The sequence below is a fragment of the Lachnoanaerobaculum umeaense genome, from assembly GCF_003589745.1.
Classification (GTDB): Bacteria; Bacillota; Clostridia; order Lachnospirales; family Lachnospiraceae; genus Lachnoanaerobaculum; species Lachnoanaerobaculum umeaense.
The window spans coordinates 1,258,519-1,274,484 of the sequence record NZ_CP032364.1 but is presented as its reverse complement, the minus strand read 5'-3'; the positions used below and the strand labels follow the sequence as shown (position 1 = coordinate 1,274,484).

Here is a 15,966-nt window from a genome sequence, read left to right as displayed (position 1 = left end):
TATGTCCTCCTAGTGTCATTACTCTACTTATTATAGTAGAGGTTATTTTTTTTATCAATCTAATTCATAAGATTTATATACAACTACAAAAAAAAATGTTATACTTCTACCTAAAAGTTGTTAGGAGATATATGAATAAGAAAATTTTATTGCCAATTTTTGTTTTCGCAGTGCTTCTTATATTGATTTCTATAGGGCTTTCAAAAGTTGGAAAGAAATCATATAAACCTGAAATCAGTATGGAAGTTACTACTACTACACAAGTAGAAACCACAACTCAGGCACCCACAAAAGCATATGAAGTAGATGAAAATTATAAAAGAAAAATAGATTTTGAATCCCTTAAGGCTATCAATTCAGATGTAATTGCCTGGTTATATATACCAGGTACTGTCATTGATTATCCTGTATTATGGAAAGAATATGATATAGACTATTATCTACATCGTGATATTAACCATAAAGAATCTTATTACTCTGTCTATATGGATGGATATAGTAATACAGATTTTTCAACACTTAATAATATTATTTATGGACATCATATGAAAGATGGTACTATGTTTACCGATATCACAAAATTTAAAGATGAAAATTTCTTTAAAGAACATAGAATGATATATATTTATACACCTCAAAAGACATACAGGTTGAAAACTTTTGCGGCACTTTACTCTGATGCTGCACCTGAAAGAAGGCAGACTTATTTTGATGATATGAATTATTTTCATGACTATGTTGATAGAATGACTAAGGAATGTAGCTATAGAGATATACCTACTACAGGTATAGATAAAATATGGTCATTTATTACCTGCTCTTACGAGGGAGATAACACAAGAACGATACTATATGCGTATGAATTAAATGATGATGACGAACCACAAAGATATGATATTTCTACTATTGATTTTGGTGAGGATCACAGATAAACTTATGGCTATAGTTTAATGGTATAACATTTAGTTATATCATATATATAATATAACAAATTGACATTTATTATAATGGTGCTATAGTAAATGGCGAACCAATATAATTTTATTGTTTTGTCTTTATTCAAAACTATATACTAATACTTTTTAATATTGGGAGGTAACATGAGACGAGTATTTTCACTTATTGTAGACAATTCTGTAGGTGTTTTAAGTCGTGTGTCAGGTCTTTTTTCAAGGAGAGGTTATAATATTGACTCTCTCACTGTTGGACAAACTGCTGACCCACGTTTTTCAAGAATGACTGTTGTTTCTATTGGTGATGAAGACACACTTGATCAGATAGTAAAACAGCTTAGAAAACTTGAAGATGTAAGAGATATCAAGGTTTTAGAGGAAGGCAAGAGTGTTTTCCGTGAAATTGTAATGATAAAAGTAAAGGCTAATGCCTCACAAAGACAGGATATAGCTGCCCTTTGTGATATTTTTAGAGCCACTATCGTTGATGTAGCAAAATATTGTTTGACAGTTATGCTTACAGGTGATAATTCAAAACTTCAGGCACTTTCAAATCTTCTATCTGATTATGAGATATTGGAATTAGCCAGAACCGGACTTACTGCTCTTTCAAGAGGTAGTGAGGATGTCGTTGTTTTCAACGAAGATTTAATTTAACGATTCAACCTAACATGGTTAATCATAAAAGTTTTTAGGAGGTATTTATATGTCTAAAATTTATTATCAAGAAGACTGTAATCTTTCAATGCTTGAGGGTAAGACTATCGCTATCATAGGTTATGGTAGCCAGGGTCATGCACATGCATTGAATTTAAAGGAAAGTGGATGTAATGTAATCGTTGGTCTGTATGAAGGCAGCAAGTCATGGGCTAAGGCTGAGTCTCAGGGACTTACAGTTTATACAGCTGCAGAAGCAACAAAGAAAGCTGATATTATTATGATTCTTATCAATGATGAGCTCCAGGCTGATTTATATAAGAATGATATCGAACCAAACCTTGAGGCAGGAAATATGCTTATGTTTGCTCATGGTTTCAATGTGCATTTTGGCTGTATCAAAGCACCTAAGGATGTTGATGTTGCAATGATAGCTCCAAAAGCTCCAGGACATACAGTTCGTTCAGAGTATCTTGAGGGTAAGGGAACACCTTGTCTTGTTGCTATAGAGCAGGATGCTACAGGTAAAGCTCTTGAGATTGCACTTGCTTATGGTGCAGGTATCGGTGGTGCCAGAGCCGGGCTTCTTGAGACTACATTCCGTACAGAGACTGAGACTGACCTTTTCGGTGAGCAAGCAGTACTTTGCGGTGGTGTTTGTGCACTTATGCAGGCAGGTTTTGAGACTCTTTGTGAAGCAGGATATGACCCAAGAAATGCATACTTTGAGTGTATTCATGAGATGAAGCTTATTGTAGATCTTATCTATCAGTCAGGATTTGAAGGAATGAGATATTCTATTTCAAATACAGCTGAGTATGGTGACTATATAACAGGACCAAAGATCATTACTGAGGATACAAAGAAGGCCATGAAGAAGATCCTTACAGACATCCAGGATGGTACTTTTGCTAAGGACTTCTTACTTGATATGTCTAATGCAGGTCGTCAGGTTCATTTTAAAGCTATGAGAAAACTTGCAGCTGAGCATCCATCTGAGAAGGTTGGTGCAGAGATCAGAAAGCTCTATAGCTGGAACAATGATGCCGAGAAGCTTATCAACAACTAATATTAAATTTTTTAGCCACTGCATTTGCAGTGGCTATTTTAAGTTCTATATACTATTTTCTTACACCATTGTAATCTACTTGATATCCATCTACATAAGTATTTACTGACAGATCTCCATCAATACCAAAATGATAGAATTTCTCTCCTATATTTTCCCATGCAGACTGAACTATAGCTCCACCAGATTTAGCATAATACCATTTGTTATTGTATGATATCCACTCATTTTCTGCGATATACCCACCTGCTTTTGCATAATACCACTTTCCTTCAATGTATAGCCATTGATTTTCCACCAGTTCACTATTATCATCCATATAGAACCAATAATTTCCATCCTTTACCCAAGATGACTTTATATTTTCCCCAAGTATTGTCCACTTACCATATGATTAACTATAAATTATTTATTAATTTATCTCTATTCCCCTTGTAATGGTACAAAGGTCCTATTATCTTCTATTTTATTTACTTTTATAGCGGCATCATATATCTGATTTGCCTCTTTAATAAAGATTGCTTGTGAGTTTTTCTTTGCATTTCCGGCTCTCTTCACCTTCTCATAACTATTGTCAGGTAAGAGTATAGACGCCTTTACATTATCTTCAAGCTCAACATCCAGATAATGTCTTATGCTCTTTATTATATCCTCATCCGCTACCGGGAAAACTATCTCCACTCTCTTTTCAAGATTTCTGTTCATCCAATCAGCACTGCCAAGGAAGATCTCCTCATCATTATCTATACGAAAATCAAATATTCTGGCATGCTCTAAGAATGTTCCAACTATAGATCTAACTGTAATATTCTCAGATACTCCCTTTATTCCAACTTTCAAACAACAGATGCCTCTAACTATCAAGTCTATCTTTACACCTGCACAACTTGCAGCATATAGGGCACATATAATATCCTTATCCGAAAGTGAATTCATTTTTGCAATTATTCTAACATCTGATCCGGCCTTTGCTGCCTCCTCACATTTGCTTATCTTTCTTAAGAATATATCCTTCATCCAAAGAGGTGCTACTACAAATCTCTTCCAAAATGGAGGTTCAGAATATCCACTTAACATATTAAAGACTGCTGTAGCATCTTCACCATAGCTTTCTCTGGCTGTGAACATACCCAAATCGGTATAAAGTTTTGCTGTAGAATCATTATAATTTCCTGTACCAAGATGTACATATCTTCTAATACCGTCCTCTTCTCTCCTTACTACCAAAGTTATTTTTGAGTGAGTCTTTAATCCAACCAATCCATAGATTACATGACAACCTGCCTTTTCAAGCATTCTAGCCCAGTTAATATTATTCTCCTCATCAAATCTTGCCTTAAGTTCCACTAAAACTGTAACTTGCTTACCATTATCGGCAGCGTTTGCAAGTGCTATTATTATAGGAGAATTTCCACTTACTCTATACAAAGTCTGCTTAATAGCTAGTACATTTTTGTCAGCAGCTGCTTTTGACACAAATTCTATTACCGGATCAAAACTTTCATATGGATGTGAAAGTAATATATCCTTCTTTTTTATTTCATCAAAAATATCCTCACAATCTACAAGTCTTGAATTCATTACAGGAATATGCTTTTTATCCTTTAATCTGTCAAAACCGTCCAGAGAATATATTTTCATCATCGCTGTAAGATCAAGGGGACCATTTATTCTAAAAATATCCTCTTCTTCAATATTAAGCTCACTTTTCAAGAATTGTAAAAGGCTGGTGTCCATTCTCTCCTCAACCTCAAGTCTGATGGCCTCACCCCACTGCCTTTTCTTAAGTTTTTTCTTTATTTCCTCTAAAAGATCCAGTGCTTCATCTTCGTCTAGCTTAAATTCAGCATTTCTCATTACTCTAAAGGTTGCAGCAGAAATCACTTCATAGTTTAAGAATAGCTTATCAATATTTTTTTCTATAATATCTTCGAGATATATTATCTTTCTTTCATCTGACTCACTTGGAATCTCTACTATTCTTGGAAGTACTGACGGCACCTGTACCATTGCAAAATCCATATCTCCATCAACATTTCCAAGATATACATCTTTTTTCTTTTTCTTTGAACTCTCGTCTTTCCTTTTCCTTATAAGTGCTGCTATATTTAATGTCTTGTTTCGTACTAATGGAAAAGGTCTGGATGCATCCACTGCCATCGGAGTAAGTACCGGATATACAAACTCATCAAAGTATTCACTTATAAATTTCTTTTCATGTGCTTCCAATAAATCATCATGGCTTATTATATATAAATTTTCCTTTTTTAACAAAGGAAGCAGAGATTTATTATAAATTTCATACTGTTTTTTTACAAAATTGTGTGTCTCTTTTGCTAATAAATTTAACTGCTTATCGGCACTCATTCCGGAAATATCTTTTTTCTTATAGTCTGCCTCCACCATATCCTTTAGAGAAGCAATTCTTACCATAAAAAATTCATCCAAATTTGATGATGTAATACTAAGAAATTTCAATCTCTCAAAAAGTTTTACATCATCATCCTCCGCCTCATTCAATACTCTTATATTGAATTTTAGCCAGGAAAGTTCCCTGTTGGTAAAGTATTCTACATTGTCAAACTTTTCCATAAAAACTACTCCTTCCTATCAAAAAGTTCTAATTTGTTTCAAGATAAATTCTATTCCAAAAATCTCTCTAAAAAAATTTCTGTGGGAATTTAAGCTAAGTATTTCAAGGCTTAAGTCACCCATGCATTTTATTTCAAGTATAAGTTGATTGTCTACTAATTCCAATGAAAAGTCCTTTATCTTTTGCTTGTGAGACCTATCTAATGCATTTGCTATCTGAAGTATGGCACTTAGCTTAGCCAATCTTATATCTCTTTTATTATAAATATTTTCCTCGGTATCTATATTTGACATCTCTGCTACAAGCATTCTCTCATCATGTGATATACCTATAATTTCTCCTGTTGATATAATATTATAAGTAGCTATATCACTATTTTTCATATTTATAAACTTGCCTATATTATGTAAAATTGCAGCTATTTGGACCAGCAGCCTATCCCTATCTTTTAAGCCACTTACCTCTCTTATTGCATCGAATATACATAGTGCATTTTTTTCTACCATAGTGGTATGCTTACTGTTTCCTCTATATCTTTTTGCAAGACTCTTTGATGAAGCTATTATATCTTCTTCGAAATTATGCCCTGTATTTATTATTCCGGTTTTCTTTGCAAACTCTGCTGCAATACCATCTATCAATAATGTCCCCGGCATCCATACCTCATTAGCATTGAAGAGATCAAAGATTCTTTGGAAAATCAATACACTTGGCAAAATCATCTTTGCATGATTTTTACTTACTCCAAGTATATTTTCTATTTCCTCCACACTCTTTCCCCTTATCTTATCAAATAAAGCTATAAATCTATCATAGTCTATTATCATATCACCTGAGGTATTATCCATATATTTGAATACATACATCAGAGGCTCTCCAATTCCTATAATTGTCCTTACTTTTTTATTTTTTAAATATATTTTTTTGAATGTATTAAGTTCATTATCTATAAGTTCTGTTAAAACATTGTGCTTTTTTTCAGTTACATTATCTATTTCATCTACCATCTCTCGCAATCTTAGTACCCCAAGAGAAAGGTTCTGTGTACTTTGTATTCCTCCATTATCATATAGTGTAAGCTGCATACTTCCAAAGCCCACATCTGCAATAGCTGTACCATTTTTTATATATTTTTCAAAAAGTTCCCCTTTAGAATCAATGGACATATAACTAATAAATCTTTGCTCAGAATTTGATATAATACTTATATCTATTCCGGACCTTACCTTTATCTGATCCAAAACCTGCATATTGTTGGAAGCTTCTCTCATTGCACTTGTCGCATATGCTCTATATGCCTCCACCTTATAGGATTCCATTATGTTTCTAAAATCAGACAACACATCACATAGCTCATCAATCATTTCATAACTTATCTTACCATATTTATAAGTATCACTACCAAGTGCAATAGTATGCTTTACATAATCAATTCTTTTTATGCCTGATTTAGTAGATATTTCATAAATACCAAGTTCCAGTTCAAATGAACCCACATCAATAGCTGCAAAATATTTTATGTCACTCTTTCCCATACACTCTCCAAGTCTATTCCTGACTCTGTAAATATGTTACAAATTGTGTTGCACTTCTTCCTGACATTCCGCCATGTGATAATTCCCACATATTCGCCTTTACCAGTATCTCCTTCTCATCCATATTTATGTTATGCTTTTTTGCCAAAGCAAGCACTATATTGTTAAACTCTTTCTTATCCGGTGAACCAAAGTAAATTTTCTCTCCAAATCTTGCTGATAGTGAAAGTTTTTCCTCAACAGTATCTCTTGTATGCAGTTCTTCATCCGTTTCAGTCTTATCCCTAAAACTTTCTCTGATAAGATGTCTTCTATTGCTTGTAGCATATATAAGGACATTTTCCGGTCTTCTTCCAAATCCTCCCTCAAGAATTGCCTTCAAATATTTATACTCCAGTTCCGACTCTTCAAAACTTAAGTCGTCCATATATATTATAAATTTATAATTTCTATCTTTAAGCTGCTCCAATATGTCTGATAAATATCTGAATTGATGCTTGTAAATCTCTATTATTCTAAGTCCCTTTTCATAATATTCATTTACAATTGCCTTTACACTTGATGATTTCCCGGTTCCCGCATCTCCATATAAAAGGCAGTTATTAGCAGGCTTTCCATTTATAAAGCTTTCTGTATTATCGATAAGCTTCTTCTTTTGAATATCATAACCTATTATATCATTTAAATACACATGTTCCACTCTTGTAATAGGTATAATATTTGCAGACTTTAAATCACTACCCTCCTCTATACGAAAGGCCTTATTAAGTCCAAACTTTCCTACTCCATATTCTTTGTAAAATTCAGTAATGATATCTTTGAATTCCTCATCAGTTTTCGTGATTGAAAGTTGCTTTGATAATCTTAAAATTCTATCTCTTACTCTGGTATTTACAAGCTTTGAATCTCTGCCGTTTCCCTTATAATTGTATATTTCTTTTAACAGGGCATCATCTATATTGGGGACAAAATGAAACATATCTCTAAAAATTTTAAAATCATGAATTGCAAAGGTATTTATACTTCCTAAAGTTTCTCCTATGATCTCTGTAGCTTTTGAATACACATTTTCATGATATGCTAAACTAAGTGCCAATATATTCTCCCATAGATTGCCGTTCAGCCCATATTCACCTGCCACCTCTAATAAATCAGAGATGGTCTTACCCCTATTACTGCTATTCTTTTCCAAAGAACAAAACGCTCTTATTGTGTCTTCAAACTTCAAACCTCTATATAAGATTAAGTCATCAATCTTAGAACCTTTATATGATTTCATACTGTACATATTCTCTCCTTAAAATCATCTGTTTGAACAATAGTTTCCCAAGATTTTTAAAAATGTAACCTTCTTTTTTAGTATCTCCAAAACATTTGAAACATTCGCTGAATTTAAATTCCCCTCAATATCAATAAAAAATCTATATTCAAAAGTCTTTTCGGGAATCGGTCTTGACTCAATTTTTACAAGGTTCAATCCATTAAGTACAAAGATACCAAGTATATTATAAAGCATACCCTTTTCATGTGGTAATTCTAATATAAGACTTAATTTATTTGAATCCTTAGAAAAAATCTTTTCCTTACTAAGTACTACAAATCTTGTGGTATTATTTGAATTTCTATTTATACCCCTGTCAAGAATATTCAAGTCATAAAGATTTGCCGACAGCTCTGAAGCAATGGCAGCTTGCTCTTTTTTTTCTTCATCTTTTACTTTTTTTGCGGAAATGGCAGTGTTTAAAAAACTTATCTGACTCCAATCCGGATGTTCTTTCAGATAAGAAGCACATTGCATAAGAGCCTGGGGATGTGAATATACAGTCTTTATATCTGTAAGTTTTGCTTCTCTAATACCTAAAAGACAGTGACTTATATGCAAATCATACTCAGATACAATTACAACATCTTTTTTTAAGAGCAGGTCAAAAACGTCTGTTACTATACCTGCCGATGAATTTTCAATTGGTATCACACAATATGAGGCCTTTTCATTATATACCTCATTTATTGCATCTTCAAAGGTGTTCACATTCTCCATTTTAACATCCGGAAAAAGCTTTTTTGTCACTATATGTGAGTATGCTCCCTCTACCCCCTGATACACCACCTTTTTGATATCAACTCCCATATATTCCTTACAAATGAAACCGCTTGGTATTTCATCATATTCTGATTTTGAAATAAGATTTGAGAGTTCTCTCTTTCTGTCAATAATTCCTATTATATCCTCATCCAATTTATCAAGCTGTGCTTTGATTTCCTCAAGTCTTTCCATACTTGTTATCCTATTTCTTTTACCATGTTTTCAAGCATATTTACAATTTTTCCTCTTGTATATGCACCAAGCTTTTTCTTATCTGCATCAGAAAGCTCATCTATTATAATAGGCTCTCCATATTCTATTATTACTTTGTTCTTTTTCATATATGGTAAATGCTGCTCCCATATCTCATAAGTTCCGTAAATTGCAACAGGTATAATAGGTACTTTGCCCTTTTCTGCTATCTTTAATGAGCCTTCTTTAAAGTCCTTTACATCTGTTACATCATCATTTAAGTTTCTAGTACCCTCAGGACATATCCAGATTGAAATGCCTGATTTTACTTTTTCAATACCCAATAAGATAGTCTTTAGTCCTTGTTTTATATCTTTTCTGTTTAGAAAAAGACAGTTCAATATCTTCATCCATTGTCTAAGTAGTGGTATACGAATCATTTCATATTTTGCTACAAATCCAAGCGGTTTATATGTATATCCATATCCTGCAAGAATATCAAAATAGCTTCTGTGATTACTTACAAAAAGTACTCCTCCATCCTTTGGTATGTTATTTTGTCCTCTAACTTCCACCTTTGCTCCTGCCAAAAACAAAAGTAATCTGAATGTGTTTCTAACCATTGCCTGTGCAATAGTAGATGCCATTTCAGGTTTAAATCTTTTTACTATTAATAAAAAAAACATTGTAGGTATAAAAAGTATCAAATATAGAAGTAGGCATAATGCTACTAAAATAAACCTTATCATTTAAAATTTCCTCTCATTTTATAATAATGGACTTAGAAGTCTACTTATCTGTTCTTTTATTCTTTGAATAAGCGATCGATTTTTATACATTGCCAATGTATACTCCTTTGAATCATAAATATCTCTCATAAAATTATCTTCAAGCTCACCCGCAATTTCCTCATCATAAATCATAGCATTTACTTCAAAATTGAGTTCAAAGCTCCTGATATCCATATTAGCTGTTCCAACGCAGACCACCTTTCCATCCGCCATAACAGATTTTGCATGTAAAAAGCCTTTCTCATATGTATATACTTTACCACCTGCCTCAAGGAGTGTGCCTGCCCAACTAAGTGTTGCAGAATATACAAATGGATGATCAGGCATACATGGTATCATAAGTCGTACATCTACACCCGATCTTGCCGCTATATTGAGTGCACTCATAAATGCCTCATCCGGTATAAAATAAGGCGTATGAATGTAGATATGATTTCTTGCATGATTTATGATTTCTATGTAATTATCTCGTATAAGCTTAGTCTCTGAATCCGGCCCACTGGATATTATCTGCATTCTGAGAATATTATCACCTTCACTTGGTACATAATCCATCTCAATTAGTTGCTTAAAGTATCTGTTATTTACAAACAAGTCTTCCTTAGTCGCATACTTCCAGTCAAGTCCAAATCTTAATTCAAGTCCATTTACAGCCTCTCCGACAATTCTTAAATGTGTATCTCTCCAATGTCCAAATTTTCTTGAACCATCTACATATTCTTTCCCTATATTGAAGCCACCTACATAACCTATTTTACCATCAATCACAGCTATTTTTCTATGATTTCTATAATTAATACGGAAGTTTATCTTTCCCAAGGCTGCCGGAAAAAATATTCCAAGCTTAATGCCATGTTCTTTCATTCTTTGTAAAATCTTCTTTGACATGAATCTTCCACCCATTCCGTCAAAGAGAACTCTTACTTCGACTCCCTCGTCAGCCTTCTTAATCAGCTCCTTTGAGATACTTAAAAAAAGATAATCCTGCTTTATGATATAATACTGCAAATGAATATATTCCTTAGCATTTTTTATATCTTCAATTAATGTATCAAATTTAGCATTACCGTCAGTAAATATATCCAATGAGTTTTTCATAGTCATTAGAGAACCACCTGACATTAGATTATACTGCATCAGTTTTTGATATTCCTTTGCATAGAAATCATTCAACGCCTCTACATTATTACTAAAAAACTGTTCCTGTTTTAATGCAGCCTTTCTTATACTGTCATCAACAGTTTTTAATTTAAACATCTTAGATTTTCTATAGTCCTGCCCTATCAAAAGATATAGTATAACTCCTACTACCGGTAAAAAATTCAATGCCAATAGCCATGTCCAAACAGTTCTGGGTTCTCTTCTTTGAAAAAACACAATAACTATAGATAATATTAAATTTAAATAAAATAAATGAACAAATCCTATATGTCCTGTCTTTAAAAATTCAAACATACAACTCCTGGTACATTAATTATATTGTATTGCAACTCTTAAAATACTCGTAATCTTACCTATTATACCACTAATAATTTTTTTTTCCATTAAATAAAAAGAGTCGGAAAATCCGACTCCTATATAAATATTTATTTTTGAACAACAGCAGTAAGCTCATTATACGGATCCAAATCAATATATATAATATCCTTTGCTTTCAGTTCATTATCTGAAAGAATAAGCTTTGCTACCATAGTCTCTACATTCTTTTGTAGATATCTCTTTAGAGGTCTGGCTCCATATGCAGGATCATAACCATTATCAATGATATAGTTCTTTGCTGAATCACTTAGTTCCACCTTAAGTTCCCTGCCTTCAAGTCTTTCATTAAGTTCATCCATTAATATATTAATAATATTTCCTATATTATCCTTTGTAAGCGGCTTGAACATAATGATTTCATCAAGTCTGTTTAAAAACTCAGGTCTAAAGTTGTTTCTAAGCTCATCATTTACTTTTTTTCTGGCTTCTTCACTGATATCACCATACATATTGATACCGTCAAGCAAATATCCTGAACCTAGGTTTGATGTCATTATAATAATAGTATTTTTAAAGTCTACGGTCTTTCCAAGTGAGTCTGTAACTCTACCATCATCAAGTACCTGCAATAATACATTAAATACATCCGGATGTGCCTTCTCCACTTCATCAAAAAGTACTACAGAATAAGGTTTTCTTCTTACCGCTTCAGTAAGCTGTCCACCCTCATCATAGCCTACATATCCCGGAGGAGCTCCTATAAGTCTACTCACAGAGAACTTCTCCATGTATTCACTCATATCGATTCTTATCATATTATTTTCATCATCAAATAGTGCCTTTGCGAGTGACTTTGCAAGCTCAGTCTTACCTACACCTGTAGGTCCAAGGAACAGGAATGAACCAATAGGTTTTGAAGGATCTTTGATACCTGCTCTAGAACGAATAATGGCATCTGTTACTTTTTCAACAGCTTCATCCTGTCCTATTACTCTTTCATGTAGAGTATCTCCAAGATGCAATGTCTTTTCTCTTTCGCTCTCACTTAATTTAGATACCGGTATATTTGTCCATCTGGAAATAATCCTTGCAATCTCTTCATCTGTAACGGATTCTCTAAGAAGCCTAAGATCTTCTTTTTTTACCTTCTCCTCTTCAATTTGAAGCTGTTTTTGCAACTCCGGCAACTTACCATATTGAAGTTCAGCAGCCCTATTAAGATCATAGCTTTGCTTTGCAGAGTTTATCTGCCTATTTACTTCATCTATCTCGCCTCTAAGCTTAGCAAGACCTTCAACGCTCTTCTTCTCATTTTCCCATTTTGATTTGGCCTCATTTAGCTCATCATTGACCTCAGCCAATTCTTTTTGTAAAGCCTCAAGTCTTTCCTTTGAAAGATTATCATTTTCTTTCTTTAGTGCTGTCTCTTCTATTTGAAGCTGCATCTGACGTCTTGAAAGTTCATCTATCTCTGTAGGTACAGAATTTAGCTCTGTCTTTATAAGAGCACATGCCTCATCTACAAGATCTATAGCTTTATCCGGCAAAAATCTGTCACTGATATATCTGTCTGATAGCATAGCAGCACTTACCAATGCACCATCCGTTATCTTGACTCCATGATATGCCTCATATCTGTCCTTCAAACCACGAAGTATTGATATTGTATCTTCGATTGAAGGCTCTTCTACAAGCACAGGCTGGAATCTTCTCTCAAGTGCAGGATCTTTTTCAATATACTTTCTATACTCATCAAGTGTGGTAGCACCGATACAGTGTAACTCACCTCTTGCAAGCATAGGTTTTAGCATATTTCCGGCATCCATACTACCTTCTGTTTTGCCTGCACCTACTATTGTGTGAAGCTCATCTATGAAAAGAATAATCTCTCCATTAGATTTCCTTACCTCATCTAAGACTGCCTTAAGTCTTTCTTCAAACTCACCCCTATACTTTGCTCCTGCTATAAGTGCTCCCATATCCAAGGCAAAAAGTTTCTTGTTCTTTAGATTATTAGGTACATCTCCTGCCACTATTCTACCTGCAAGGCCCTCAACTACAGCAGTCTTACCAACTCCAGGTTCTCCTATAAGTACAGGGTTATTCTTTGTCTTACGGCTAAGAATCCTTATGACATTCCTTATCTCACTATCTCTTCCGATAACGGGATCCAGCTTTTGAGCTCTGGCACGCTCCACTAAGTCATAACCATATTTATTCAATGTATCATAAGTAGCTTCAGGATTGTCTGATACTACTCTTTGATTTCCTCGGACTTCTGAGAGCACTTGTAAAAATTTGTTTTTATCAATACCATATATTCTAAAAATCTGTGCCACATCAGATGAAGGATTCTCCAAGATATTTAGGAAAAGATGCTCTACAGAAACATACTCATCTCCCATACTTCTTGACACATCCTCAGCTGTAATAAGCACTTTATTCAGATCATTACTGATATATGTCTTTCCACCACTGACCTTTGGAAGTCTTTCTATAGCTGATTCTACTTCATTTCTAAATTCATTCTCATTAATACCCATCTTTTTTATAAGATTTGCTATCAGCGAGCCATCTATATCTAATAGTGATGCCAATAGATGTATCTGCTCAATTTGCTGATTGCCATAAGTAGCTGCAATCTTTTCCATATTTTGAACAGCCTCTATGGACTTTTGCGTAAATTTGCTAATGTTCATTATATCACCACCTTTGTTATCTTTGTTATATACGTACTATAACAAACTTGTTTTATTGTGTCAAGCATAATTTAAAAAATTATTTTAAATTAGCTTTATATAAAAATATTTATTGCATCAATTACAGTAATTTCAAAACTTGAAATAGCTTCTCCGAATTTGACTTCATTTTAGTATCATTAAGTACATCTTGCTGTTTTTATATAAAAAATACCTATTTCTTTCATTGTATATCTAAATGCTAACAGACACATTATATTGTAAAACTAATTAATATTTTCTTTGCAATATTTATATGCTACTGTCAATTAATTTCTTTTTACATTTTAGGACTGTCAAGCATAAATGATTATGTCCCAAAATAATTAATTTATAAGCCCCCACAAAGGGGCTTTTATTATGCACTTTTTATGTCTTCTTCAATTCTGTGTGGCTGTGAGTGTGCGAATTTATTAAAGGCATCCAATCTCCAAGGATGGTTCATTGGAGGTATATAAGGCTTTCTAGGTTTTGGCTGTTTGTAGTCAGCGTCCAAGTCCTTAGATTTATGCTCATGAGCCGGTATTTCTTCCAGTGCATAAATATCTTTGTCATTTACGCACACAAACATAGACCTATCAAATGCCTTGATAAGCATAACCTTGGTACCTTTTCGATAATGGGTCTGCAATCCTTTATTATCTATCATCTTATAAAATTTCTTCTCGAATTGAATCGCATGTCCGGCATCAACAGTTCTCTCAGTTAAAACCGCCAAAGTAAGATTTATTTTTTCTTTAGATGGTTGCGTTTCAAAGACAGATTTGATACCATAAAGTGGAAGTGCGAACTTCTCATTGAATTCTTTTATGTAGTGGTAAATGAATTCATTGGCTTTATGGATATCGGTTACGCCTGCGAGTCTAAACTCAATAGGCAGGCGTGACTGTAAAGTCTGATTCAATCGTTCTATACGTCCTTTAGCCTGTGGTACGCTGCTTGATTCAAGCTGTGTGCCAAGTTGCTTACAGGCGTATGCAAACTGTGTATAGGTGTCTTTGTCGTCAGATAAGGCACCTTTTTTCTTGTAAGTAAATACAGTTCGTTTATCAGTAAGAAACTTATAAGGAATACCATAATCAGTAAGAATCTGCTCAAATACATGGTAGTATCCATTAAGAGTTTCCTGAGTATCAAACCAGGCACCTGTGACAACACCTGAGGCATCATCAATAGCCAAATGTAGATGCCATATCTGTCCCGGCACCCATTCATAAGGGGTAGCATCCATCTGAAGCAATTCACCAAAATAAGCACATCTTGGACGACGACTGTGAGCATCTTCAACTGCTACTAAGTTAGCTTGTATCTGTGATAATTCCCTTTTTGATGTTGCAGCTTCCTTCTTAGCTCTGAGAGTTTGCTTAATGCGTCTACGCTTAGCTTTTGTAGCCTTTGGAGATAGAATGTACTCTGACTCCAAAATACTCATTACAGAGGAAGAAGAGATACTTATGCCTTCATGCTTTTTTAGAAGCTCTGTAAAGTGTTCAAAGTTAGCTTCGTAGTATTTAGTTCTGTATAGATCAAGAACCTGACTTCTGATATCAGGACAGATAGTGGTAGCCGGCTTTTTGCCTCTGTTACCATGAATAAAGAATGCCTTACCATCTTTAATATAACCCTGTATCATACGGTTTATATGCCTTTTGGTGCATCCTAGGATAAGAGCAGCTCTATCCTTATTAGCTGTATCGGGGTGATCTACCAGACCTTTGATAACTTCATACTTTCTTTGTTCATCCATTGATAAAATAACCTTTCTGATAAGTCAGTTCCTCCTAGTGTTAGAATATACAAAATAGTATTCTACCATAAGTGGGACATTTTTATTTGTGGTATACTAGGACTTTATCATTTATGGCTTATACAA

The 15,966-nt window shown here is 33.9% G+C and carries 12 protein-coding genes; 3 read left to right on the top strand and 9 right to left on the bottom strand.

Translation table 11 applies throughout. The annotated features are described in order from the left end of the window. Window positions 1-131 precede the first annotated feature (131 nt). The 3 genes from srtB (at window position 132) to ilvC (ending at window position 2,679) form a co-directional block, all read left to right on the top strand. Entirely contained in the window at window positions 132-932 is an 801-nt protein-coding gene (gene srtB / locus D4A81_RS05775) for a class B sortase (RefSeq protein WP_111524969.1), read from the top strand. Between the two features lie 168 nt (window positions 933-1,100). Further along, on the top strand, window positions 1,101-1,610 hold the full coding sequence (gene ilvN, locus D4A81_RS05770; protein WP_111524968.1) for an acetolactate synthase small subunit: 510 nt from the start codon (window positions 1,101-1,103) through the stop codon (window positions 1,608-1,610). Window positions 1,611-1,659: 49 nt separating this feature from the next. Continuing rightward, a complete protein-coding gene (gene ilvC / locus D4A81_RS05765; RefSeq protein WP_111524967.1) occupies window positions 1,660-2,679 on the top strand; it encodes a ketol-acid reductoisomerase in 1,020 nt (339 codons plus the stop codon). A 52-nt stretch (window positions 2,680-2,731) separates the two neighbouring features. Here ilvC and D4A81_RS05760 read toward each other — a convergent pair whose 3' ends face one another. The 9 genes from D4A81_RS05760 to D4A81_RS05720 form a co-directional block, all read right to left on the bottom strand. Continuing rightward, a complete protein-coding gene (locus tag D4A81_RS05760; protein WP_111525020.1) occupies window positions 2,732-2,998 on the bottom strand; it encodes a hypothetical protein in 267 nt (88 codons plus the stop codon). Between the two features lie 104 nt (window positions 2,999-3,102). Further along, window positions 3,103-5,271, bottom strand: a complete 2,169-nt coding sequence (locus D4A81_RS05755; protein ID WP_111524966.1) for an RNA degradosome polyphosphate kinase — start codon at window positions 5,269-5,271, stop codon at window positions 3,103-3,105. An 18-nt stretch (window positions 5,272-5,289) separates the two neighbouring features. Continuing rightward, window positions 5,290-6,807, bottom strand: a complete 1,518-nt coding sequence (locus D4A81_RS05750) for a Ppx/GppA phosphatase family protein (protein ID WP_111524965.1) — start codon at window positions 6,805-6,807, stop codon at window positions 5,290-5,292. 13 nt (window positions 6,808-6,820) lie between these two features. Further along, a complete protein-coding gene (locus D4A81_RS05745) occupies window positions 6,821-8,095 on the bottom strand; it encodes an ATP-binding protein (RefSeq protein ID WP_111524964.1) in 1,275 nt (424 codons plus the stop codon). 15 nt (window positions 8,096-8,110) lie between these two features. Continuing rightward, entirely contained in the window at window positions 8,111-9,085 is a 975-nt protein-coding gene (gene pheA, locus D4A81_RS05740) for a prephenate dehydratase (protein WP_111524963.1), read from the bottom strand. A 5-nt stretch (window positions 9,086-9,090) separates the two neighbouring features. Next, window positions 9,091-9,834: a lysophospholipid acyltransferase family protein gene (locus D4A81_RS05735; RefSeq protein WP_111524962.1), complete on the bottom strand. Its 744-nt coding sequence runs from the start codon at window positions 9,832-9,834 to the stop codon at window positions 9,091-9,093. Between the two features lie 18 nt (window positions 9,835-9,852). After that, window positions 9,853-11,331, bottom strand: coding sequence for a cardiolipin synthase (cls, locus tag D4A81_RS05730; protein ID WP_111524961.1), 1,479 nt, complete (start codon window positions 11,329-11,331; stop codon window positions 9,853-9,855). A 131-nt stretch (window positions 11,332-11,462) separates the two neighbouring features. Next, on the bottom strand, window positions 11,463-14,054 hold the full coding sequence (gene clpB / locus D4A81_RS05725; RefSeq protein WP_111524960.1) for an ATP-dependent chaperone ClpB: 2,592 nt from the start codon (window positions 14,052-14,054) through the stop codon (window positions 11,463-11,465). A 397-nt stretch (window positions 14,055-14,451) separates the two neighbouring features. Then, a complete protein-coding gene (locus tag D4A81_RS05720; RefSeq protein WP_119808214.1) occupies window positions 14,452-15,840 on the bottom strand; it encodes an ISNCY family transposase in 1,389 nt (462 codons plus the stop codon). Window positions 15,841-15,966: the final 126 nt, after the last annotated feature.